This window comes from Nocardioides sp. GCM10028917 (assembly GCF_042666175.1).
GTDB lineage: Bacteria > Actinomycetota > Actinomycetes > Propionibacteriales > Nocardioidaceae > Nocardioides.
In genome coordinates this window covers 769464-790061 of record NZ_JBHTFL010000007.1, presented here as the reverse complement: position 1 = coordinate 790061, position 20598 = coordinate 769464, and the positions used below count along the sequence as shown (strand labels likewise).

Genomic DNA, 20598 nt, shown 5'->3' with positions numbered 1-20598 from the left:
GTGGCGGGGTGGATCGTCACCGGCCGCGTTTCAGCCCGTGAGGTTGTGCACGTAGCACCACCGCCACGACTCGTCCCGCTCGGCGGACTCAACGACGGGGTGCAGGCTGTCGTGGAAGTGGGCGGTGGCGTGCTTGCCGACGGAGGAGTCGCAGCAGCCGACGTTGCCGCAGGTGAGGCACTGCCGCAGCGACACCCAGCGGGTGCCGTCGGCCAGGCACGTGGCGCACGCCGGCTCGTCGACCGTGTCGACCGGGGGGTGCTCGTCGAGGTCGTCGCAGGTGCGGCCGCCGGCGAAGGTGAGGCTCCCGGAGCGTACGCCGGCGCGTGCCGCGGAGCCGGCGTCGAGCATCGACTCCTCGATGTCGAGCATGCCGAGCACCTGGCTCACGACCTCCGACGGCACCTTGCCCTTGCCGCGGACCAGCAGCACCTTGGCCCGCTCGGCCTCGATCATCTCGCCCCGGATCCGGGCGTAGAGCTCGGAGGGCGTCTCCTCGCCGTCGGTGGTCGCCAGCTGCTCCCAGGCCGCGAAGGTGCGCTGGTCGACGCGGGCGCGCACCTGGTCGGCGACCCCGTGGTGGTCGTCGTACTCGAGCTCGTCGAGGCGTGCGAAGCCGGCGTCGGCGGCCTGCTGGAGCAGGCCGGCGCGGGCGAGGGCGTCCTCCGCCGGGTCGGGGGCCGGCACGTCGAGCAGCCGGGTCATCAGCGGCAGTGTCAGGCCCTGCACGAGCAGCGTGCCGGCCACGACGGTGAACGCGACGAGGAGCAGCACCTCGCGGTGGGGCGCGTCCTCGGGGATCACGAACGCCGCGGCGAGCGTGACGACGCCGCGCATCCCGGCCCAGCCGATGAGGAAGCTCCACGCCGGCGGGATCGGGTCGCGCCGCCGGAGGAAGCCGGTGGCCTGCATGTAGACGAGGCGCACGACGACGACGGTCAGCAGGGTCGCGAGGCAGACGAGCGCGATGCGGCTGGTGGGCAGGGTCGACTCGCTGACGTCCTGCAGGATCCAGTCGAGCTGGAGGCCGATGAGGAGGAAGACGGTGTTCTCCAGCACGAAGGCGACCGTGCGCCAGGTGATCCGCTCGGTGATGCGGGACTGCGCGGTCTGGATGATCGGTGCCTTGTGGCCGAGCAGCAGGCCGGCGACGACGACCGAGATGACGCCGGAGGCGTGGATCTCCTCGGCGGCCACGAACGCCGCGAACGGGGTGAGGAACGAGATCGCGGTGTCCATCAGCGGATCGGTGATCCGCTTGCGCAGCCAGGCGACGAGGAGGAAGAAGAGGACGCCGATCACCAGGCCGCCGCCGGCTGCGAGGACGAAGTCGCCCGCGACCGCGGTGATGGCCACGCCGCCGGACAGCGCCGCGATCGCGGTGCGGAGGGTGACGAGGGCGGTGGCGTCGTTGAGGAGCGACTCACCCTCGAGGATCGTCACGACGCGGCGCGGCAGCCCGATGCGCCGCGCCACGGCCGTGGCGGCGACGGCGTCCGGGGGTGCGACGACGGCCCCGATGGCGATCGAGGCCGCCCAGCCCAGGCTCGGCACTAGCCAGTGGACGACCGCAGCCACCGCGAACGTGGTGACGAGGACGAGCAGCACCGAGAGCCGGAGGATCGTGCCGCGGTTGGCGTTGAAGTCGACCAGCGAGGTCTGGATCGCCGCCGCGTAGAGCAGGGGCGGCAGCAGCCCCAGCAGGACGACCTCCGACTCGAGGTGGATCGTCGGGACCCCGGGGACGTACGCCGCCGCGGCGCCGACGACGACCAGCAGGAGCGGCGCCGGGACGCGCAGCCGCTCACTGACGGCGGTGGCGGCGAGCACGACGGCTGCCATGGAGACGAGCAGCAGGGCGAGGTCCACGGTGGGAGTCTCTCACCGCCCGCGTGCGCGTCTCGCTGGTCGAGGACGCGCTGATACGCGAGTGGTTGCTCAGCGCACGACGTCGTAGCGCAGCAGGGTGATGCCGTTGCCGTAGGCCGCGTGCTCGACGAGCTGGAGCTTGGTCTTGTCGCCCTCGCCGAAGAGCTTCTTGCCGCTGCCGAGCAGCAGGGGGTAGACGAGCAAGGTGTACCGGTCGACCAGTCCGGCGGCGGCGAGCGACTGGGCCAGGCGCGCGCTGCCGTGGACGTGGATCTCCCCGCCCTCGGTCTCCTTCAGGGCGGCGACGTCGTCGAGGGAGGACAGCACCGTCACCTCGCCCTCGCCCCAGGGCGCGGTGTCGCCGGGAAGGGTCGTGGACACGACGTACTTGGGCATCGCGTTGTACGTGGCGAACTCCTCCATCGACGGCCACACGGGGTGGAACTCGTCGTAGGACTGCCGGCCGAACATGAGCGCGGTGGCCTCGCTCATCTCCCGGCCCTTGATCTCGTAGGCGGCCTCGTCGAACTCGACGTCCTTGAAGGTCCAGCCGGCGTGCGGGTGGTCGCCGCCTCCGGGGGCCTCCATGACGCCGTCGAGGGACAGGAACGTGGTGATGACGATGGGGCGCATGGGTGGATCCTCTCGTGATCGGGTCGCGTCGCGGCGGGTCAGGAGGCGAGCAGGTCGTCGATCTGGTTGATCGCCTGGGTCGAGCCCTCGACGGCGCCCATGTCGAGCACCTGCTGGAGGGACTCGGCGCTGCCGTAGGTGCCGATGAAGGTCGCGCGGGTGCCGCTGCTGGTGGCCGTGAAGTTGTAGGTGTTGAAGGCCTCGGGCATGTCGGGGTTGGGGGTGAAGCTGTCGTCGCTGGCGAAGCCGTCCTTGAAGTCGAAGCGGCTGGGCGCGTGGACCTCGGTGACGTCCCAGTAGGAGTAGTACTTCTCCCCCTCGGGGCTGGTCATGAAGTAGTTCATCCGCCCGCCCGGGACGAGCGCGTGGTCGACGAAGGTGGCGGGGTAGCCGGGAGGGCCCCACACCCGCTCGAGCTGGCGCGGGTCGGCGTACACCTCCCACACGCGCTCCACGGGCGCGGCGAAGTCGGCGGTGATGGTCAGGGTGAGGGCGTCGAGGTCGTGCTGGACGTCGGTGACAGGCATGGGTTCGGTCCTTCTCTCATCGGTCGGTCGGGTCGGGGCGGTCGTCGTGCTGCTGGTCCTGCTCGTGGTCCTGCTGCTGGTGCTCGGCGAACAGCTCGTCCATCCGCGAGATGCGGCCGCGCCAGAGGGCCTCGAGGTCGGTGAGCATCGCGCCCACCGACCGCACGGCCTCCACGTCGCCGCTGGCGAGGGCCTCGCGACCCCGCCGACGCTTGGTCAGCAGGCCCGCACGCTCGAGCACCGCGACGTGCTTCTGGACGGCGGCGAAGCTCATGTCGTAGCTGCGCGCCAGCGTGGAGACGGAGTGCTCGCCGGACAGCACGCGCCGCAGGATGTCGCGACGCGTCCGGTCGGAGAGCGCGTGGAACCAGGCGTCGGCCCGGTCCTCGTCCGTCTCGTTCATGGGACCAACATACAACCAAGCGGTTGTAGGTTGTCAAGGGCACCCATGGGGGTGGAAGTGCCGTCGTCGAGGCCGGAACGGGGTACAGGTCGGAGTAACATCCGTCGTTGGTGCGCCGCTGCGCACCTGTTTCGAGAGAAGTGGGGCACCGCCCAGTGCACAGGCTCGTGGAAGGACTGCGTCTCGGGGACCGATACGTCCTGCAGGAGCGCATCGCCTCCGGCGGCATGGCCGATGTCTGGCGCGGGCTGGACGACGTGCTCAAGCGCGACGTCGCCGTCAAGGTGATGCGCGCCGACCCCGACAACGAGGAGATCTTCGCGGAGCGGTTCCGCGACGAGGCCCGTCACTCGGCTGCCCTCCTGCACCCCAACATCACCACCGTCTTCGACTACGGCGAGGACGACCACCGCACCTACCTCGTGATGGAGCTCGTCCCGGGGCTGCCACTCTCGGCGATCATCCGCGAGCAGGGCGCGATGCAGCCCGAGGCCGTGCGGTCGATCGTCGGCCAGGCCGCCCTCGGCCTCGGCACCGCCCACGAGGCCGGTGTCGTCCACCGCGACGTGAAGCCCGCCAACATCCTCGTCCGCGAGGACGGCCTGGTGAAGCTGACCGACTTCGGCATCGCCCGCGCGATCGACACCATCGGCCACACCCGCGTCGGCGAGATGCTCGGCACGCCCAACTACATCAGCCCCGAGCAGGCGATCGGGCAGCAGGCCACCGGTGCCAGCGACCTCTACGCCCTCGGTGTGGTCGCGCACGAGATGCTCACCGGCAAGCGGCCCTTCGACCGCGGCACCCCGATCGCGACCGCGCTGTGCCACGTCAACGAGCCTCCGCCGCCGCTCGGTGACGAGGTGCCCGAGGACCTGCGCGACGTCGTGGCGAGCCTGCTGGAGAAGGACCCCGCCGACCGGCCGGAGAACGCCCTCGCCGTCGCCGTGCTCCTGGGCGTGGCCCCGGCCGAGCTCGCCGACGTCGACGTCGACCTCGCCTCCGGCGTGCCGAGCGGCGGCTACGTCGTTCTGCCGGTCACGCCGCTGACGCCGTCCACGCCCCTCGAGGCCGTCAAGCCGGCCGACCGCGCGCCCGCCGACATCCCGACCATGGCGGCCGCGCCCGAGGAGCTCCTCGACTGAGGACCCCGGGCGCAGCCCGGCGCCTGGTGCAGCGAGGTCAGCGCTTGGTCGCCGCGTCGAGCAGACCGGCCAACGCCGCCGGCTGCGTGAACATCGGCCAGTGGCCGGACTCGAGGTCGACGAGCTCCAGCGCCGTGGCGTCGGCCAGCTCGGGCACGTCGCCGGAGTCGATCCACTCCTGCGCCTGGGCGGGGCTGAACTCCGGGCACACCAGCGTGAGCGGTACGCCGTGGCGACGCTCGTCGCTCCACTGCACCGTCCCCTTGGTGACGCCGACGGGCACCGGGTGGGTGGACGCTGCCACCTCCGCCTTCAGCTCGGGCGACATGTCGTCGGAGTCCGGCCCGGCGAAGGGCTCCCAGCCGGGGAACGGCACCGCGTCGCCGTCGGTGTCGAAGAAGTCGGCGTAGGCGTTGCCGGCGGTCGTCGGGAAGCCGCCGATCAGGACCACCCCGGTCACCGCGTCCGGACGTCGGTCCGCCGCGACCCACGCCAGCGTCGACGCGGCCGAGTGGCCGACGACGAGGGGCGACCCGTCGGCCGCGTCGACGGCGGCGACGACCGCGTCGGCCTGGTCGTCGTACGTCGCCGAGGCGGCGCCGTCGCCCTGGCCCGGCAGCGTCACCGGGAGGCCGCGGTGGCCGAGCCGCTCGAGCTCGGGCAGCACGTCGTCCCAGGCGGAGCCGTCGAGCCAGAGTCCGGCGATGAGCACGATGTCCATGAGTTCTCCTTGATCTCGGTGTGATCGACCCTCGCGGCCCACGCTAGAGGCCATTCCGGACGCTCCACGTCCGGAACCGGTGCCACCATGCTCCTTATGAGCGAGATCAGTCCGACCGCGCGTGCGCTGCGGGCGCTCGACGTCCTCCAGGCGCGACCGGGGGTCACCGCCGCGGAGCTGGCCGACCGGCTCGGCGTCACCGAGCGCGCGGCGCGGCGCTACGTCGCGATCCTGCGTGAGGCCGACATCCCGGTCGAGTCCACGCGCGGTCCCTACGGCGGCTACACGCTGGGGCGCGGCCTGCGGCTTCCGCCGCTGGTCTTCTCGGCGACCGAGGCGCTCGGGCTGGTGATGGCCGCGCTCGACTCCCAGCACGCGGTCGCCGATCCCGACGACCCGGTGGGCTCCGCGCTCGGAAAGATCCTGCGGGTGCTGCCGACCAACGTCGCTCGGCAGGCGGTCATGCTGCGCGAGACGGCGCGCTCCGTGCCCGAGCGGGTGTCAGCCAAGCCGGACCCCGGCGTGACGACCGAGCTGGTCGCCGCCGTGGCCGCGCAGCGACAGGTGCGCCTGGGCTACCGCACGGCCGCGGGCAACCCGCGCACCTTCGAGGTCGACCCGTGGTCGGTGGTGGTGCGCTACGGGCGGTGGTACCTGCTGTGCCACTCCCACCACGCCGCGGCGCTGCGCACCTTCCGCATCGACCGGATCACCGAGGTCGCCGTCCTCGAGGGCACCTTCGAGCTGCCGGCCGACCTCGACCCCGCCGCCGAGCTCGAGGCCAACCTCAGTAAGGGCTGGGAGCACGAGACGCACGTCGTGTTCCACTCCCCCTTCGACGAGGTCCGACCGTGGATCCGGCCCACCATCGGCGACCTCCGCGCGCTCCCGGACGGGCGGTGCGAGCTCGTCGGCAGCACGAGCAACCCCGAGGCGTACGCCGGCGAGTGGCTGGCCGGCATCCCGTTCGACTTCACGGTCGTCGGGGGCGAGGAGCTGCGGGCGGCGGTCGGCGTGGTGGCAGCGAGGCTGGTGCGGTCGGTCAGCGACTGACCGCGACCTCCTTGCCGAGCGTCCAGCCGGGCGAGATCGGCAGGTAGTCGCCGCTCCAGAACTTGCCGGGGTCGTACCAGGTCGCGCGCCGGTCGTCGCGCAGGATGCCCATCTCGATGTAGCAGCTGGCCACGATCTCGGCGCAGAACGCCGCCTCCGGGGTGACCCGCTGACCGCGCTTCCGTCGCGGGACGTAGGCGTCGCGGCCACGGAGCCACCGCGCGCCCAGCCGGGTCAGGCTGGGGAAGGAGACCCCGTCGAGCCGCGCGATGGTGCGCAGCATCCCGTCCTCCTCGGACTGGCCGATCTGCGGGTCGAGCTGGCGGACCCAGGCGTCCTGGTCGTACTCGACCTGCCACCGCGTCACGGCCTCGCGCAGGTCGTGCAGCTGCACGCCTCGGTGGTGGGCGCCGGTCCACATGTCGACCTGCTTCTTGCCGAGCTCGGCGTGGAAGATCAGCGGCGGCAGGTCGTCGACGACCACCGCCATACCGACGTGGTTGACCGGCGAGTTGGTGACCGCGCGGATCGCCCGGTCGGGTGCCCGACGACCGCGGAACAACCAGATGTCGCCGCTGCGGGTGAGGTCCACCGCCTGGTCGGGGCTCAGGGTCATGCGCGCAGTCTGCACGATCGACGTGCCGGGACCACTAGGCTCCGAGCATGCGCGTGTGGAAGTGGGTCGGGCTGGCCGGGATCCTGGCCGGCGTGGCCACCGGCGCCGCCGTCGCCCGCGACGAGCGCGAGCGTCGCCACTACGAGCCGTCCGAGGTCCGCGACCGGCTCCGCGCCCGCCACGACGAGGCCGTCGCACGCCAGGCGGCCGAGCGCGACCCCTCCGCCGACTGAGCACCGCCCCCTCACCCGGGCTGGTGGTTCTCCCGCCAGGCGCGGTCGATGATCTCGGTGAGCACGGTGCGGTCGAGGTCGCCGACGCGCTTGACGTACACGCACCCCTTGCCGGTCGTGTGCGGTCCCAGCCGCTCGAGGAGGTCCTCGTTGGAGCCGTAGGACGTCAGGCCGTAGATTGTGAGCGCGGCCTTGCGCGGCGCGAGCCCGACGGCGAACCACTCGCGCTCCTTGCCGTCGGCGGTCGTGTAGGGCTGGCGGCCGAACCCGATCATCGACGGCCCCCAGACCACCGGCTCGGCACCGGTCACCTCCCGCATGAGGTCGAGCACGTCACGCGCGTCGTCGCGCCGTCGCGCGTCGCCCGCGCGGTCGATGACCTCCTCCACGGAGGTGTCGGTCGGCTGCGTCTTCCGGTCGCCCATCCCGCCAGTGTCCTCGCCCGCGACCCGTCGGTCGAGGAGGTCGCGACCTGCTCAACCAGCGGACGGGAGCGCGAGGCGTACGGCGATCGCCAGCATCACCAGGCCGACCAGCACGTCGAGCACCTGCCAGGCGCGGGGGCTGGCGAGCCGCGGCGCGGCCAGCCGGGCGCCGTACCCGAGGCCCGCGAACCAGGCGATGCTCGCCACGCACGCGCCGAGCGCGAACCACCAGCGGCCGGGCGTCCCGTGGGTCCCGGCGATCGACCCGAGCAGGAGCACGGTGTCGAGGTAGACGTGCGGGTTGAGCCAGGTGAGGGCGACCGCGCGCCCCACCACGCCGCGTCGCGCCTCGACCACGCCGTCGCCCACGTCGAGGGCCTGCGCGCGTCGGGCGCGCAGCAGCGAGGCCACGCCGTAGACGGTGAGGAACGCGACGCCGAGCCAGCGGACCACCTCGACAGCCCACGGGGCCCGGTCGACGAGGACGCCGATGCCCGCGACCCCCGCGAGGATCAGCACCACGTCGGACAGCGCACAGATCGCGACGACCAATCCGACGTGGCTGCGACGCAGTCCCTGCCGGAGCACGAAGGCGTTCTGCGCGCCGATCGCCACGATGAGGGACAGGCCGGCCAGCAGCCCGGCGACGACATCTCCCACGCGGGACAACCTAGGGCCACTGGTCCAGACCCCGGGAGACCCCTGACAGATGTCAGGGTCGGCTGCGGGTGTTATCCCATGGCAGCGTGTCCGAGCCCCCTGCCAGACTCCTCCCATGACTGAGCAGCCCACGGGAGGGGCGCCGCAGGGCGTCGCGGCAAGCGCACTGGACCTGGTGAAGGTCTACGGCACGGAGGAGGCCGAGGTCCGGGCCCTCGACGGGGTGACCGTGGACCTGATGAAGGGGGAGTTCACCGCCATCATGGGTCCATCGGGCTCGGGGAAGTCCACGCTGATGCACTGCCTGGCGGCCCTGGACACCCCCACGTCGGGCGAGGCCGTCGTCGACGGCACCGCGCTGGGCAAGCTCAAGGACAAGGCGCTGACCAACCTGCGCCGCGACCGCATCGGCTTCGTCTTCCAGGCGTTCAACCTCGTGCCCACGCTCACGGCGAAGGAGAACATCCTGCTGCCGCTCGACCTGGCCGGGAAGAAGGCCGACCAGGCGTGGTTCGACCAGGTCATCGACGCCGTCGGCCTGCGCCCGCGCCTGAGCCACCGGCCCAGCGAGATGTCGGGTGGCCAGCAGCAGCGCGTGGCCTGCGCCCGGGCGCTCGTGAGCCGCCCCTCGATCGTCTTCGCCGACGAGCCCACCGGCAACCTCGACTCCACCAGCTCCGCCGAGGTGCTGGGCTTCCTGCGCCGGAGCGTCGACGAGTTCGGCCAGACGGTCGTCATGGTCACCCACGACCCGGTCGCGGCGTCGTACGCCGACCGGGTCCTGTTCCTCGCCGACGGCAAGCTCGTCGACGAGCTGCGCGACCCCGACCGCGACGCGATCCTCGAGCGGATGGGCGCGCTGCACGACGCCGCCGCGCGCAAGGCGGGCTGAGCGGTGCTCCGACTCACCTGGCGCAACCTGGTGGCCCGCAAGGTCCGCCTGATCATGAGCACGCTGGCCATCGTGCTCGGCATCGGCTTCCTCGCCGGCGTCCTGACATTCAGCCACGGCCTGGGCGCGACCTTCGACAACATCATCGAGGGCTCCACCTCCGACGCGGTCGTGCGCACCGAGGGCGAGGTGTCGTTCCAGGCCTCCGGTGCCGGCACGACCAAGCTGGTGGAGCCGAAGGTCGTCGACCGGCTGGCCGCGCTGCCGGAGGTGGCCGCGGCCGACGGCTCGGTCGACGGCGTGGGCGCCTACCTCCTCGGTGAGGACGGCAAGCTCGTCGGCGGCACCGGCGCTCCCACGCTCGTCTTCAACTACTACGACAGCGTCAACGTCGCCGGGGACCCGATCCTGCTCCTGGAGTCCGGCGAGTGGCCCGACGAGCCCGGCCAGATCAACCTCGACGTCTCGTCCGCCGAGCGCGGGGGCTACGAGGTGGGCGACGAGGTGACCCTCCTGCTGCCGACCGGCGAGCTGCGCAAGACGTTCGAGCTCGTCGGCACCTCCAACTTCAACGGCGGGGGCACCGCCGGCGCCACCCTCGCGCTCCTCGAGACCAGCGAGGCGCAGGACCTCTTCCTCGGCGGCGAGGACGCCTTCACGACCGTGAGCCTCACGGGCGCCGAGGGCGTCAGCCAGACCGAGCTCGCCGACGCCGCCAAGACGGTCCTGCCCGACGGCTTCACCGCGGTCACCGGGCAGGAGGTGATCGACGAGTCCGACGAGCAGATCGGCCAGTTCCTCGACGTCATCGGCTACTTCCTGGTGGCCTTCGCGGTGATCGCGATCGTCGTGGGCGCCTTCATCATCTTCAACACCTTCTCGATCCTGGTCTCGCAGCGAGTCCGCGAGTCGGCGCTGCTTCGTGCCCTCGGAGCGAGCCGCCGCCAGGTGACGCGGTCGGTCCTCATCGAGGCGTTCCTGATGGCGCTGCTGGGCTCGACCGTCGGGCTCCTGATCGGGCTCGGGCTCGCGCGCGCCCTCGCCGCGGTCTTCCGCTCGCAAGGGCTCGACATCGCCGGGGACGTGCTGGTGCTGACGCCCTCGACGGTCGTCGCCGCCTACGTCGTCGGCATCGTCGTGACGATGGTCGCGGCCTTCGTGCCGGCCCGACGGGCCGCCAAGGTGCCGCCGGTCGCCGCCCTGCGCGACGACCTGACGGTGCAGGAGAAGGCGCTCGGCCGCCGCCGGCTCGTCCTCGGCACGATCGCCCTGCTCGTGGGCGCCGCCCTCATGGCTGCCGGCCTGGTCGGCGCCCCCGGCGCAGACCCGGCGTGGATCGGCGCGGGTGCGGTCATCTGGGTGATCACCGTCGCCGTGATGGCGCCGGTCCTCGGACGGCCGGTCCTGCTGGCCTGCCGGGCGGTGTTCGGCAAGCTGTTCGGCACCGCCGGCAAGCTCGCCGGCGAGAACGCCCTCCGCAACCCGCGTCGTACGGGCGCCACCGCCTCGGCGCTGATGATCGGCCTCGCCGTGGTCTCGGCCGTCGGCGTGCTGGCCGCGTCGCTCAGCGCCACCAACGACGAGCTCGTCGACCAGGAGTTCCGCAGCGACTTCCTCGTGCAGTCCCCGAGCTTCCAGGGCTTCCCCACCAAGGTGGGCGACGAGATGTCCGATGTGGACGGGGTCGGCACGGTCTCGCGGATGCAGGGCTCGGTGGCGCTCGTCGAGCAGGACCAGACCTTCGTCGCCGGGATCGACGATTCGTTCGGGGACATCTACGAGCTCGACATGGTGCGCGGCACCCAGAACATGAGCGGCGACCAGACGATCCTCAGCAGGTCGAGCGCCGAGGAGCTCGACGCCGATGTCGGCACCACGCTGCCGGTGGCGTTCCCCGGCGGAGAGACCGTGGACCTCGAGGTGGTCGGTGTCTTCGAGGACACCCCGATCCTGCAGGGCGTGACGTTGCCGATCAGCGTCCTGGAGGACGCCGGCCTCCGGCGCAACGACAGCATGCTCAGCATCAACGTCGCCGAAGGCGCCGACGTCGGCGAGGTGCACGACGCGCTCGACGCGGTCGTCGAGGACCTGCCGATCGTGACGGTGCAGGACAAGGAGGGCTTCTCCGAGCTGATCAAGCAGCAGGTCAACCAGCTGTTGTTCATGATCTACGGCCTGCTGGCGCTGGCGGTGATCATCGCCGTCATCGGCATCGTCAACACGCTCGGCCTCAGCGTGATCGAGCGGACCCGCGAGGTGGGGCTGCTGCGGGCCGTCGGCCTGTCGCGGCGACGACTGCGCCGGATGATCACCCTGGAGTCGATCGCCATCGCAGTGCTCGGTGCCGTCCTCGGCCTGGTCGTCGGGCTCCTCATCGGGGTCGCGCTGCGCCAGTCGCTGTCGGAGGACCTCACCGTGCTGTCGCTGCCCCTCGGATCGCTGGTGGTCTTCCTGCTCATCGCCGTCGTGTTCGGCGTGCTCGCCGCGATCGTCCCCGCCGTCCGCGCGTCGCGGATGAAGGTGCTTGACGCGATCGCCACGGAGTAGCCGCGCGAGGTGACGCGCTCCACGGCCCCGACCCCCGGGGCGGATACGACCCGGGGGTCGGTGGAACCGTGGGACCGTGACCGACCACGTGCTCGCGGCGCTCGGGTGGGGTGCGCTGGCCGCCAGCTCCCTGGTCGTCGGTGCTCTCCTCGCGCTCGTACGCACGTGGTCGGCGACCGTCGTCGGGCTGGTGCTCGGCTTCGGTGCCGGTGCGCTGATCGCCAGCGTCTCCTTCGAGCTGGCCGAGGAGGGCCTGCGGATCGGCAGCGCGTACGCCGTCGCGGGCGGGCTGGCGCTCGGCGGGCTGACCTACTTCACCGCCGACCGGCTGGTCGAGAAGTGGGGTGGTCGATCGGGCGGCTCGTCCGCCGGAGCGCCGCTGGCGGTTGGGGGCGTTCCTCGACGGCATCCCGGAGCAGGCCGTGCTCGGCATCGGCATCGCGTCGGGGGAGGGCGTGAGCGCCGCGCTGGTGGTCGCGATCTTCGCGTCCAACCTGCCCGAGGCGGTCGGCTCGGCCGCCGACATGCGGTCCGCGGGACGGTCGCGGCGCTCGGTGGTCGTCCTCTGGACGGGGGTCGCGGTCTGCTGTGCGCTCGCCACCCTCGCCGGCACCGCGCTCGCCGACGCGGTCTCCAACGACGCGCAGGCGTTCGTCGACGGGTTCGCCGCTGGCGCGCTGCTCACGATGCTGATCGACTCGATGGTGCCCGAGGCCAAGGAGAAGGCGAAGGACTGGGCCGGCCTGGCGACCGTCGCCGGATTCGCGCTCGCGGCGGGGCTCTTGCTGCTCGGCGGCTAGCTAGTAGCCGCCGTCGGGCGGGACCATCTCGCCGCGCACCCCGAGCAGCCGCACCGGGCGGTCGTCGGCGAGGGCGAGGTAGAGGTCGAAGGCCGTCCGCGCGATCACCTCGACGTCGTACGTCGCCTCGGGGAGCTTGCGGATGCGGGTGAAGGTGAAGAACGGCGCGAAGCGGATCTTGAGGTGCACCCGCTGCACTGCTCGCCCCTCCTTGCGGACGTCGTCGACGACCCGCGCGGCGAGCTCGTGCAGGGCGGCGCGGACGTCGTCAGGCGTGAGCAGGTCGGCCTGGTAGGTCGTCTCGCGGCCGTGGGCGCGCGCCACCCACGGGGTGTCGTCGGGACGCGAGCGGCCGCCCCCGCGCCCGAGCCGTCCGAGGTGGGGGCCGTTGGTCGGCCCGAACGCCGCGACCAGCGCCTCGTCGTCGGCCCCCGCGAGGTCCGCGACGGTGCGGATGCCGATCTGCTCGAGCCGCTTGGAGATCTTCGGGCCCACGCCCCACAACGCGGTCGTCGGCCGCTCGCCCATGAACTCCATCCAGTTGTCCCGGGTGAGCTCGAAGACGCCCTGCGGCTTGCCGAAGTCGGTCGCGATCTTGGCCCGGACGAGCGTGTCGCCGACGCCGACGGAGCAGTGGAGGCCGGTCGCCTCGAGCACCGCCGCCTGCACCTGTCGCGCGGTCCCGACTGCGTCGTCGGTCTCCACGCCCACGAACGCCTCGTCCCAGCCGAGCACCTCCACCACGGCGCCAGGCGTCGCTCGCAACGTCTCCATCACCCGCGCCGACGCCTCCTCGTAGACCGGGAAGTCGACCGGCAGGAACACCGCGTCGGGCGAGCGCCGCTTGGCCAGCTTGAGCGCCAGCCCGCTGCGGACGCCGTGCGCCCGGGCCTCGTAGGACGCCGTCGACACCACCGCCCGCTCGGTCGGGTCGCCCCGCCCGCCGACCACCACCGGCAGGCCGACCAGCTCGGGGCGGCGTAGCAGCTCGACGGCGACGAGGAACTGGTCCATGTCGACGTGGAGCACCCAGTGCTGCGGCATCCGCCCATTCTGGCCGGACGCTCCGACAGCGGGCCGTTGTGCCGTGGTGGGCGTGGGGTGGCGGCACATCGCACGATCCGGCCGGCGGAACCTGCGATCTGCCGCCACCCCTCGGGAGGGTCGCGGGGGTACGCCGTCGGCGTACGGTCGAGGTCATGACGAGCGACGACCAGGCCGGGCCCGACCCCTACGCCGAGCACCCCGAGCAGTCGGTCTTCCCCGGTGCGGGCGAGCGGGTCAGCGACGCCGACCGGCAGCGCGCGCTCGACGCCGAGCCCGCGGGCAACGCCACCGTCGGTGACATGGTCGACACCGACGGGATCGACTCGCGCGCCCACGAGGAGGGTGCCGGTTCGCAGGAGGTCGCCGAGCAGGTCGAGGGCGGCCACCAGGTCGACTGACCGGATGCTCGACGATCACTCGTGCCCGCTGCGAGTGATCTTCGAGTCGGCCCGGTGCAGAGGCAGTCGCCTCAGCCGCCCCCGACGAACCTGATCGACTGGCGCGCCGCCCGGGCCCGCGCCAGCAGGTCTGCCGGCGCGTCGACGTCGTGCCACTCGTCCACGACCAGCACGACGCCGCCGGCGCGAAGCACCCAGAAGTCGATGACGACGTCGGACGATGGGAGCCCGCTCGGGGTGTAGCTGATGCCGCGGGACCCGCTGGCGGTGTGTGCGACCCGGTAGTAGCTGCGACACCCGACCTCGACGCGAAGTCGCAGGTGGACGGCGTGACGGCCCAGGATCCGCGCAGGCGCAGGCGCGCGCAGGACGGTGCTTCGCGGGAGCCCGGCGAGCTGCGTGGCCAAGGCCGCCGGCGTGCGTGCCGCCGCGACGGTCGGGCCGGCCTCGCAGCCGTCGCCGGACGCCAGCGAGAACGCCTGGTAGGCGCCGACGCCCGCGTGTACCGCGCCGGACCGGTCGGACAGCAGCGGGAAGTCGCCGTGCTTCCAGCCGGGCCCATCCACGGTGACGTCGACCTCGACCGCCGCACCGTCCAGTCCGTGGCGCCCGGCGAGCACCCGGTAGGTGCCGGGCTCCAACGGGGCACGGCCGTCGTCCGAGTAGGTCTCGAGCAGGGGCCGCGGCGAGGGGCTCGGAGGCGACACCACCTCGCCCTCCGCTCGCGGGTCGAGCGACACGTAGCCCAGGGTCGCTGCGCCGACGGCCACGCTCGCCGCGACGACCACCGCAGCGCGTACGAGCGTCCGTCGGCGTCGGCGGGCGCGGCCCCCGTGGATCAGTCCGACCACGTCGGGCGGAGGCACGGTGCGCATCCCTGCCTCGATCCCGAGGGTCGTCCGCAGCTCTTCGTCGAGGCTCATGACCCACCCGCTGCCTGGACCACGCCCGACGCGGCGAGGCCGCGGCGCAACGCCGCCATCGCCGCCGAGGACTGCGACTTCACCGTCCCGGGCGCACACCCCATGGCATCGGCGATCTGCGCCTCCGACATGTCCTCGTAGTAGCGGAGCACGATCACGGCGCGCTGCCGTTCGGGGAGCGCGCAGACCAGCGGCCACAGCAGGGACCGGTCGAGCGCGCCGAGCTCACCCGAGTCGGCGCCGGTCTCGGGGAGGTGCTCGGTGGGGCGCTCGCGGTTCCACGCCCGACGGCGGCTGGACACGAGGGTCGTGGTGAGCATGCGGCGCACGTAGGCCTCCGGGTACTCCATCGCGCTGATCCGCCCCCAGCTCACGTACGCCTTCTCCAAGGTGGTCTGCAACAGGTCCTCCGCGCCCGCGGGCGACGCCGCCAGCAGGTAGGCCAGTCGGTAGAGCGAGGCCCAGCGGGCGCCGACGAACTCGGCGAAGTCCTGGTTGCGCTGGTCCTCGAGGTCCATGGGTCACCCCCTCGCGTCGTGGGCATCACTGCCTCAACGCGATGGTCCTGCCATCCGGTTCGTCGCCGCCAGAGGCATCAGTCGCAGCTCACGTCCGGATTCCAGTCGGCGAACATGCCGGCGGGGTTCTCCTTCCAGACCCAGGCGTGGGTCAGGTAGAACGCCGGCCCGGCCGGTGCGGGAGCGATGATGTGCATCGGCATCCCGAGCACCGACGGTGCGGTCGAGACGCCGGGAGGGTTGGAGGTGGCGCTCCGGGCGACCCACTCGACCGCGGCCAGGTGCAGGCGCCCGTCGTCCCCGGGTGCGTAGACCAGGACCTCCGGTCGGAGGAGGTCGACCTCGTCGGTCGCCATGAGGTCGGCACGGAAGTAGTGGAAGCCCATCGCGCCGCCGCCGGCCGCCGCAGGGCGGGCGATGCAGGTGTTGACGATCAGCCTGCCCGCGCCGTTCACCCAGCCGAGTCGGTAGCCCGCGGCCTCCGCAGCCTCCACCCGGTGGTACTTCTCGGTGGCCCTGCGGACCTGGGCGAGCTCGTCCTGCAGGCCCTCGGTCATCGCCGCGTGGTCGTGGTCCCCGTGCTGGGCCGGGTCGTGCTGGGTCTGGTCGGGTTGAGCGGTGTCGCCCACGTCCGAGGCGTTGGAGGGGATCATCGCCACCCCTAGGACCAACGGCCCGACGACCGCGATCCCGAGCCAGGTCCTCCAGCCGATCTGCATCCCGGGACGCGTCAGCCTGCGCATCTCGCCACCCTCTTCCAGGGCCTCGTCATCGGGAACCGTTCCCGACCTTCAACGCTGTGAAGGCGCGTGTCGGTTCGGTCGACGCGACGATCCGGACCCGGAAGCGTCAGCCGAGGGCCTCCGCCAGCCCCTCGAGCAGCCGGTCGACGTCCGAGTCGTCGTTGTAGGCGGCCAGCCCGATCCGGAGCCCGGAGTCGACGGAGAGGCCGAGGGCGCGGAAGGTCTCGTGCGCGTAGAACGTGCCGGCCGGCACGAGCACGTCCCGCTTGGCCAGGTGCTCGAAGACGTCGAGGGGCGAGCGGTCTCGCAGCGTGAGGAAGAGCGTCGAGGTCCGCTCGGCCGCCCGCGAGTGGAGGGTGAGCCGGTCGCCGAGGGACGCGAGGCCCTCCTCGATCCGGGTCCGCAGCCGCAGCTCGTGCGCGGCGATCCTGGCCGCGGCATCGACGAGGCGCTCGCGCCGCGTGCCGCCCGATCCGACCGAGGCGATCAGTTCGATCGCGGCGGTGACGCCGGCCAGCAGCTCGTACGGAAGAGTGCCGAGCTCGAACCGCTCGGGGACCACGTCGGTCGAGGGGAGCAGCTTGTCGGGCCGCAGGGTCTCGAGCAGGGCGGGGTCCGCGACCAGCGACCCGCAGTGCGGGCCGAAGAACTTGTAGGCCGAGCAGACCAGGAAGTCCGCCCCCATCGCGGTGATGTCGGGAGCGGCGTGCGCGGTGTGGTGCACCGCGTCCACGTGGACGAGCGCCCCGACCTCGTGCGCGCGCGCGGCGACGGTGGCGACCGGGGGCCGGGTGCCGAGCAGGTTGGACGCGGCCGTGAGGGCGACGAGGCGGGTGCGGTCGGTGATCTCGTCGAGCGGGGACAGGTCGAGCTCGGCGGTCACCGGGTCGAGGCGCAGCCACCGCACGGTCGCGCCGGCCCGCTCGGCAGCCTGGATCCACGGGCGCACGTTGGAGTCGTGGTCCAGCTCGCAGAGGACGATCTCGTCGCCCGGTGACCAGGTGCGCGCGAGCGTGCGCGAGACGTCGTACGTCAGCGCGGTGGCGCTGCGGCCGTGGACCACACCGCCGGGGTCACCGCCGACGAGGTCGGCCACGGCGGCGCGGTAGCCGGCCACGGCGTCCTCGGCGTTGCGCTGGCTGACCAGGGCGGAGCCCCGCTGGGACAGCGGGCCGGTGAGGGTGCAAGCGATCGCGTCGCCGACCACCCGCGGCGTCTGGGTCCCGCCGGGGTTGTCGAAGTGGGCGATGCCCGAGTCGAGGGAGGGGAACCCGGCGCGGAAGGCGGCGACGTCGAAGGCGGACACCCCCCGCACTCAACCAGACGCTCAGGACGCGATGTGCACCACGGCGTCGCCGGAGTTCACCAGCGGGGCCTCGGTCCGGCCGATCACGATGCCGTCGCGGTTGGCGTAGACGGCGCGCAAGGTCTTGCCGAAGGAGTCGAACAGGGTGCCGAGCCGCTCGCCGTCGCTCACCTTCTGGCCGAGGCGCGCGTCGAGATGCAGGATGCCCGTCCGGCGGGCGCGGACCCAGCCGCTGGAGCGACACTCCAGGCTCGGCTCGACCGGACGCTCGTCGACGGGCTCGGTCATGCCGAGCGCGGCCAGCACGCGACGTACGCCGATCACGCCGGCCGAGACGGCGTAGTCGTCGAACCGCAGCGGCTCGCCGGCCTCGTAGAGCAGCACCTTCGCCCCGTGCTCGCCGGCGGCGTGGCGCAGCGACCCGTCGCGGATCCGGGCGTGCAGCATGACCGGCGCGCCGAAGGCGGCGGCCAGCTCGCGGGTGCGGGGGTCGTCGAGGTCGGCGCGGACCTGGGGCAGGTTGCTGCGGCGGTCGGACCCGGTGTGGAGGTCGATGCCGACCTCGCAGCCCTCGACGATCTCGCGCATGAAGAGGTGGGCGATCCGGCTGGCGAGCGAGCCGCGGGCCGACCCGGGGAACGAACGGTTGAGGTCGCGACGGTCGGGCAGGTAGCGGTCGCCGTTCATGAAGCCGAGCACGTTGACGATCGGCACCGCGACGAGCGTCCCGCGGAACGTCTTCGGGTCGAGGCCCGCCATCACCTGCCGCACGATCTCGACGCCGGCCACCTCGTCGCCGTGGATCGCGGCGTCGATCCAGATGCGCGGTCCGTCCTCGCGGCCGTGCACGACACGCACCGGGAGGTCGACGTCCGCACCGGTCACCAGGCGGGTGATCGGCAGCTCGAGCGCACGTGCCGTCCCGGAACGGATCCGCACGCCGCCGATGGCGAAGGACTCGCGCGGCACTAGGCCTCGCTCGGGGGTGTCGCGGCACGAGGGATCACGACGGTCAGGGTAGTGCGGACGCGGGCTCGCCCCGACCGCCTCCCGGGGGATCGGAGGGGTCGGGGCGAGCGGACCGCGGATCAGCTGTTCAGTGCCGAGTCGGTGGTCGACCCGTTCTCCGTGTCGGGCTGGCCGTCGCCGTCGAAGTCGGGCGCCTGGTCGGTGATTCCACCCCCGGGCACCTGACCCTCCAGGTCGCCCATCGGGCCGCGACCGTCGCCGGGCTGGCCGCGGTCCCAGCCGGAGCCGGTCTGCGTGGTCGTGGTGTCGGCCGAGCCGTCGTCGCCGACGGCGTACCCGGCCCCGAAGCCGGCACCGCCGATCGCGAGGCCTGCGACGACGGCGCCCGCGGCGACCGCCCTGCGGCCCGAGGGGAACCGGCGAGGGAGGCGGTCGCGCCAGGTGGGACGGGCGGGGGCGGGCGGGAGCTGGCTGTCGTTCATCTGGGTTCCTCCAGGTGGGACGTGGTGGGAGTGGGGCGGAGCGGGTGCGTGAGGACGGGTGTCAGCCACCCATCGGGCCGCCGTGGCCGCCGGCGGGTGCCTCGCCGGCGGTGACGGTCGTCGCCGTGCCGTCGACGGTGACGGTGTAGGCCTCGCCGGACGTGAGGTCGGCGGACGAGAGGACGACGGAGGCGAAGTCCTTCGCGATCGTGTACGCCGCCACCTCGGCGCCGTCGGCGTCGGTGACGACCACCTCCGACCCGGCCGCGGCGGTGGTGCCGAGGGCGGCGGCGATCCAGCCCTGGGCGGAGTCGGTCGACGGGCCGACCATCATCCCCGCGCTGCCGGTCGCGACCAGGGTGCCGCCGCTGACGTCGAAGGTGCCGTTGACGTCGAGCGCGCCGTTGCCCTCGGTGGTCGGACCGTAGACGGTGATCTCGCCGCCGGTGATCGTGGCGTTGCCGTTGGAGTCGAGGCCGTCGCCGCTGGCCCACACCTCGAGCGTGCCGCCGTTGACGTACAGGGCGAGGGAGCCGTCCGCCGCCATCTCGCCCCCTGGCTGCCCGTCCGTGGAGGCGCTGTCGTCCGACGAGGCGGCGTTGACGCCGTCGTCGGCGGAGTGCAGCTCTACGTCGCCGTCGTCGATGACGACCAGCGAACCCTCGAGCGCCTCGTTGGAGCCCGCCACGTCGACCGTGCCGCCGCTGATGAGCACCTGGACGCCCTTGATGCCGTCGTCCTGCGAGGTGACGGTGAGCGCGCCTCCCTCGATGAGCACGAAGCCGGAGCCGGCGTCCTCGGTGTTGTCGGACTTGACGGTGTCGCCGACGGCGTCGACGGTGACGGTGCCGTCGGCGAGGACGAGGTAGTCCTTGCCGAGGATGCCGTCGTCGACGGCGGTCACGTCGATGGTGCCGCCGGTGATGACCAGCCCGTCCTTGCCGACGATGCCGTTGTTGCTGTTGCCGGTGACCGTCAGCGACCCGGTGCCGCCGATGGTCAGGTCGGCCGTGGAGTAGAGGGCGCCGGTGGGCGCGTCCTCGGACGTGTCGGCGTACGTCTCCGCGTCGGCGACCGCGTTGGTGCTCCCGTCGGCGAGGACGACCACCACTGACTGCGCGTCGACGACGTCGATCGCGGCGGTGGTCCCGGAGGTGATCGTCGCGTCGTCGAGCACGAGGCGTACGACGCCGTCGCCAGCGCTGTCGACGACCACCTGCCCGGTCAGCTCGCCGGTCAGGACGTACGTGCCGGCGGCCGAGATGGTGACGGTGCCGTCCGCGACGGTGACCGCGTCACTGTTGGAGTCGGCGGTCGAGCCGGTCAGCCTGATCGCGGTGGCGTCGGCCGCGTCGTAGGCGGTGTCGCCGGTCTCGACCTCGACGTCGTCGTCGAGCACGTCCTCGACCGTGGTGCCGTCGCTGGTCGCGAGGGTGGTGGTCGCCGACGAGGACGCGGGGGAGCTGGTCGAGCCGGTGTCACTGGCCACGGACGCGCCGCACCCCGCGAGGAGGACGGCGGCCAGGGTCCCGGCCACGGCCTGGCGGAGGGGGAGAAGTCGCATGGGGTGCGGCCTTTCGGTCGGTGGTGCCGCCGCGGTCAGCGGCTCGTGGCGTCGATGCTGGACGCCCCACCTGTCGAGGCAGTGGGCCCACCTTGTGCGTCTCCTGTGAGCCACTCGTCGGTCG

Annotated in this window: 23 protein-coding genes; 7 read left to right on the top strand and 16 right to left on the bottom strand. The window is 72.6% G+C overall.

The genetic code is table 11. The features are described 5' to 3' along the window. Nucleotides 1-30: 30 nt before the first annotated feature. From ACFQW6_RS13170 to ACFQW6_RS13155, 4 genes are all read right to left on the bottom strand, one after another. Nucleotides 31-1869, bottom strand: coding sequence for a Na+/H+ antiporter (locus tag ACFQW6_RS13170; protein WP_378545762.1), 1839 nt, complete (start codon nucleotides 1867-1869; stop codon nucleotides 31-33). Between the two features lie 69 nt (nucleotides 1870-1938). Continuing rightward, a complete protein-coding gene (locus ACFQW6_RS13165; protein ID WP_378545759.1) occupies nucleotides 1939-2502 on the bottom strand; it encodes a dihydrofolate reductase family protein in 564 nt (187 codons plus the stop codon). A 38-nt stretch (nucleotides 2503-2540) separates the two neighbouring features. Beyond that, complete coding sequence (locus ACFQW6_RS13160) at nucleotides 2541-3029, bottom strand: SRPBCC domain-containing protein (RefSeq protein WP_378545756.1); 489 nt, start codon at nucleotides 3027-3029, stop codon at nucleotides 2541-2543. A 16-nt stretch (nucleotides 3030-3045) separates the two neighbouring features. After that, a complete protein-coding gene (locus ACFQW6_RS13155) occupies nucleotides 3046-3432 on the bottom strand; it encodes an ArsR/SmtB family transcription factor (protein ID WP_378545753.1) in 387 nt (128 codons plus the stop codon). A 167-nt stretch (nucleotides 3433-3599) separates the two neighbouring features. Between ACFQW6_RS13155 and ACFQW6_RS13150 the strand changes: the two genes are divergently transcribed. Then, a complete protein-coding gene (locus tag ACFQW6_RS13150) occupies nucleotides 3600-4577 on the top strand; it encodes a serine/threonine-protein kinase (RefSeq protein ID WP_378545750.1) in 978 nt (325 codons plus the stop codon). Nucleotides 4578-4614: 37 nt separating this feature from the next. Here ACFQW6_RS13150 and ACFQW6_RS13145 read toward each other — a convergent pair whose 3' ends face one another. Further along, entirely contained in the window at nucleotides 4615-5298 is a 684-nt protein-coding gene (locus ACFQW6_RS13145; RefSeq protein ID WP_378545747.1) for an alpha/beta fold hydrolase, read from the bottom strand. A gap of 96 nt (nucleotides 5299-5394) precedes the next feature. On the opposite strand from ACFQW6_RS13145, the gene ACFQW6_RS13140 reads away from it, so the two are divergent. Further along, nucleotides 5395-6351: a helix-turn-helix transcriptional regulator gene (locus ACFQW6_RS13140; protein WP_378545744.1), complete on the top strand. Its 957-nt coding sequence runs from the start codon at nucleotides 5395-5397 to the stop codon at nucleotides 6349-6351. On the opposite strand, the gene ACFQW6_RS13135 is transcribed toward ACFQW6_RS13140, so the two are convergent. Continuing rightward, nucleotides 6341-6967: a hypothetical protein gene (locus tag ACFQW6_RS13135; protein WP_378545741.1), complete on the bottom strand. Its 627-nt coding sequence runs from the start codon at nucleotides 6965-6967 to the stop codon at nucleotides 6341-6343. The genes ACFQW6_RS13140 and ACFQW6_RS13135 overlap by 11 nt on opposite strands. A gap of 47 nt (nucleotides 6968-7014) precedes the next feature. Here ACFQW6_RS13135 and ACFQW6_RS13130 point away from each other — a divergent pair, with 47 nt between their 5' ends. Next, nucleotides 7015-7200 carry a hypothetical protein gene (locus ACFQW6_RS13130; RefSeq protein ID WP_378545738.1) on the top strand — a complete coding sequence of 62 codons (186 nt, stop codon included), beginning with the start codon at nucleotides 7015-7017 and terminating at the stop codon, nucleotides 7198-7200. 11 nt (nucleotides 7201-7211) lie between these two features. Here the strand turns inward: ACFQW6_RS13130 and ACFQW6_RS13125 are convergent, their stop codons facing one another. Then, nucleotides 7212-7625, bottom strand: a complete 414-nt coding sequence (locus ACFQW6_RS13125; RefSeq protein WP_378545735.1) for a DUF1801 domain-containing protein — start codon at nucleotides 7623-7625, stop codon at nucleotides 7212-7214. A 51-nt stretch (nucleotides 7626-7676) separates the two neighbouring features. Further along, a complete protein-coding gene (locus ACFQW6_RS13120) occupies nucleotides 7677-8285 on the bottom strand; it encodes a LysE/ArgO family amino acid transporter (RefSeq protein ID WP_378545732.1) in 609 nt (202 codons plus the stop codon). Nucleotides 8286-8400: 115 nt separating this feature from the next. Between ACFQW6_RS13120 and ACFQW6_RS13115 the strand changes: the two genes are divergently transcribed. The 3 genes from ACFQW6_RS13115 to ACFQW6_RS13105 all read left to right on the top strand — a co-directional run bounded on the left by ACFQW6_RS13115 (nucleotide 8401) and on the right by ACFQW6_RS13105 (nucleotide 12524). Beyond that, entirely contained in the window at nucleotides 8401-9177 is a 777-nt protein-coding gene (locus ACFQW6_RS13115; protein WP_378545729.1) for an ABC transporter ATP-binding protein, read from the top strand. 3 nt (nucleotides 9178-9180) lie between these two features. Then, complete coding sequence (locus ACFQW6_RS13110; RefSeq protein ID WP_378545726.1) at nucleotides 9181-11724, top strand: ABC transporter permease; 2544 nt, start codon at nucleotides 9181-9183, stop codon at nucleotides 11722-11724. A gap of 344 nt (nucleotides 11725-12068) precedes the next feature. Continuing rightward, nucleotides 12069-12524 carry a ZIP family metal transporter gene (locus tag ACFQW6_RS13105; protein ID WP_378545723.1) on the top strand — a complete coding sequence of 152 codons (456 nt, stop codon included), beginning with the start codon at nucleotides 12069-12071 and terminating at the stop codon, nucleotides 12522-12524. Here the strand turns inward: ACFQW6_RS13105 and ACFQW6_RS13100 are convergent, their stop codons facing one another. Further along, complete coding sequence (locus tag ACFQW6_RS13100) at nucleotides 12525-13568, bottom strand: DNA polymerase IV (RefSeq protein WP_378545720.1); 1044 nt, start codon at nucleotides 13566-13568, stop codon at nucleotides 12525-12527. It lies immediately after the preceding gene. Nucleotides 13569-13723: 155 nt separating this feature from the next. Between ACFQW6_RS13100 and ACFQW6_RS13095 the strand changes: the two genes are divergently transcribed. Beyond that, complete coding sequence (locus tag ACFQW6_RS13095; RefSeq protein ID WP_378545717.1) at nucleotides 13724-13969, top strand: hypothetical protein; 246 nt, start codon at nucleotides 13724-13726, stop codon at nucleotides 13967-13969. A 71-nt stretch (nucleotides 13970-14040) separates the two neighbouring features. Here the strand turns inward: ACFQW6_RS13095 and ACFQW6_RS13090 are convergent, their stop codons facing one another. The 7 genes from ACFQW6_RS13090 to ACFQW6_RS13060 all read right to left on the bottom strand — a co-directional run bounded on the left by ACFQW6_RS13090 (nucleotide 14041) and on the right by ACFQW6_RS13060 (nucleotide 20474). Beyond that, nucleotides 14041-14892 carry a hypothetical protein gene (locus ACFQW6_RS13090; RefSeq protein WP_378545709.1) on the bottom strand — a complete coding sequence of 284 codons (852 nt, stop codon included), beginning with the start codon at nucleotides 14890-14892 and terminating at the stop codon, nucleotides 14041-14043. Then, nucleotides 14889-15410, bottom strand: a complete 522-nt coding sequence (locus tag ACFQW6_RS13085) for a SigE family RNA polymerase sigma factor (RefSeq protein WP_378545706.1) — start codon at nucleotides 15408-15410, stop codon at nucleotides 14889-14891. Before ACFQW6_RS13085 ends, ACFQW6_RS13090 begins: the two co-directional genes overlap by 4 nt. A 77-nt stretch (nucleotides 15411-15487) precedes the next feature. Beyond that, nucleotides 15488-16153 carry a hypothetical protein gene (locus ACFQW6_RS13080; RefSeq protein ID WP_378545704.1) on the bottom strand — a complete coding sequence of 222 codons (666 nt, stop codon included), beginning with the start codon at nucleotides 16151-16153 and terminating at the stop codon, nucleotides 15488-15490. Nucleotides 16154-16259: 106 nt separating this feature from the next. Next, nucleotides 16260-17459, bottom strand: a complete 1200-nt coding sequence (locus ACFQW6_RS13075) for a cysteine desulfurase-like protein (RefSeq protein ID WP_378545701.1) — start codon at nucleotides 17457-17459, stop codon at nucleotides 16260-16262. A 21-nt stretch (nucleotides 17460-17480) separates the two neighbouring features. Beyond that, nucleotides 17481-18428 carry a succinylglutamate desuccinylase/aspartoacylase family protein gene (locus ACFQW6_RS13070; protein WP_378545698.1) on the bottom strand — a complete coding sequence of 316 codons (948 nt, stop codon included), beginning with the start codon at nucleotides 18426-18428 and terminating at the stop codon, nucleotides 17481-17483. A 119-nt stretch (nucleotides 18429-18547) separates the two neighbouring features. Continuing rightward, nucleotides 18548-18910, bottom strand: a complete 363-nt coding sequence (locus ACFQW6_RS13065; RefSeq protein ID WP_378545695.1) for a hypothetical protein — start codon at nucleotides 18908-18910, stop codon at nucleotides 18548-18550. A 61-nt stretch (nucleotides 18911-18971) separates the two neighbouring features. Then, nucleotides 18972-20474 (bottom strand): carbohydrate-binding domain-containing protein, encoded by a 1503-nt coding sequence (locus ACFQW6_RS13060; RefSeq protein WP_378545692.1) that lies wholly within the window; start codon nucleotides 20472-20474, stop codon nucleotides 18972-18974. Between the last annotated feature and the right edge of the window lie 124 nt (nucleotides 20475-20598).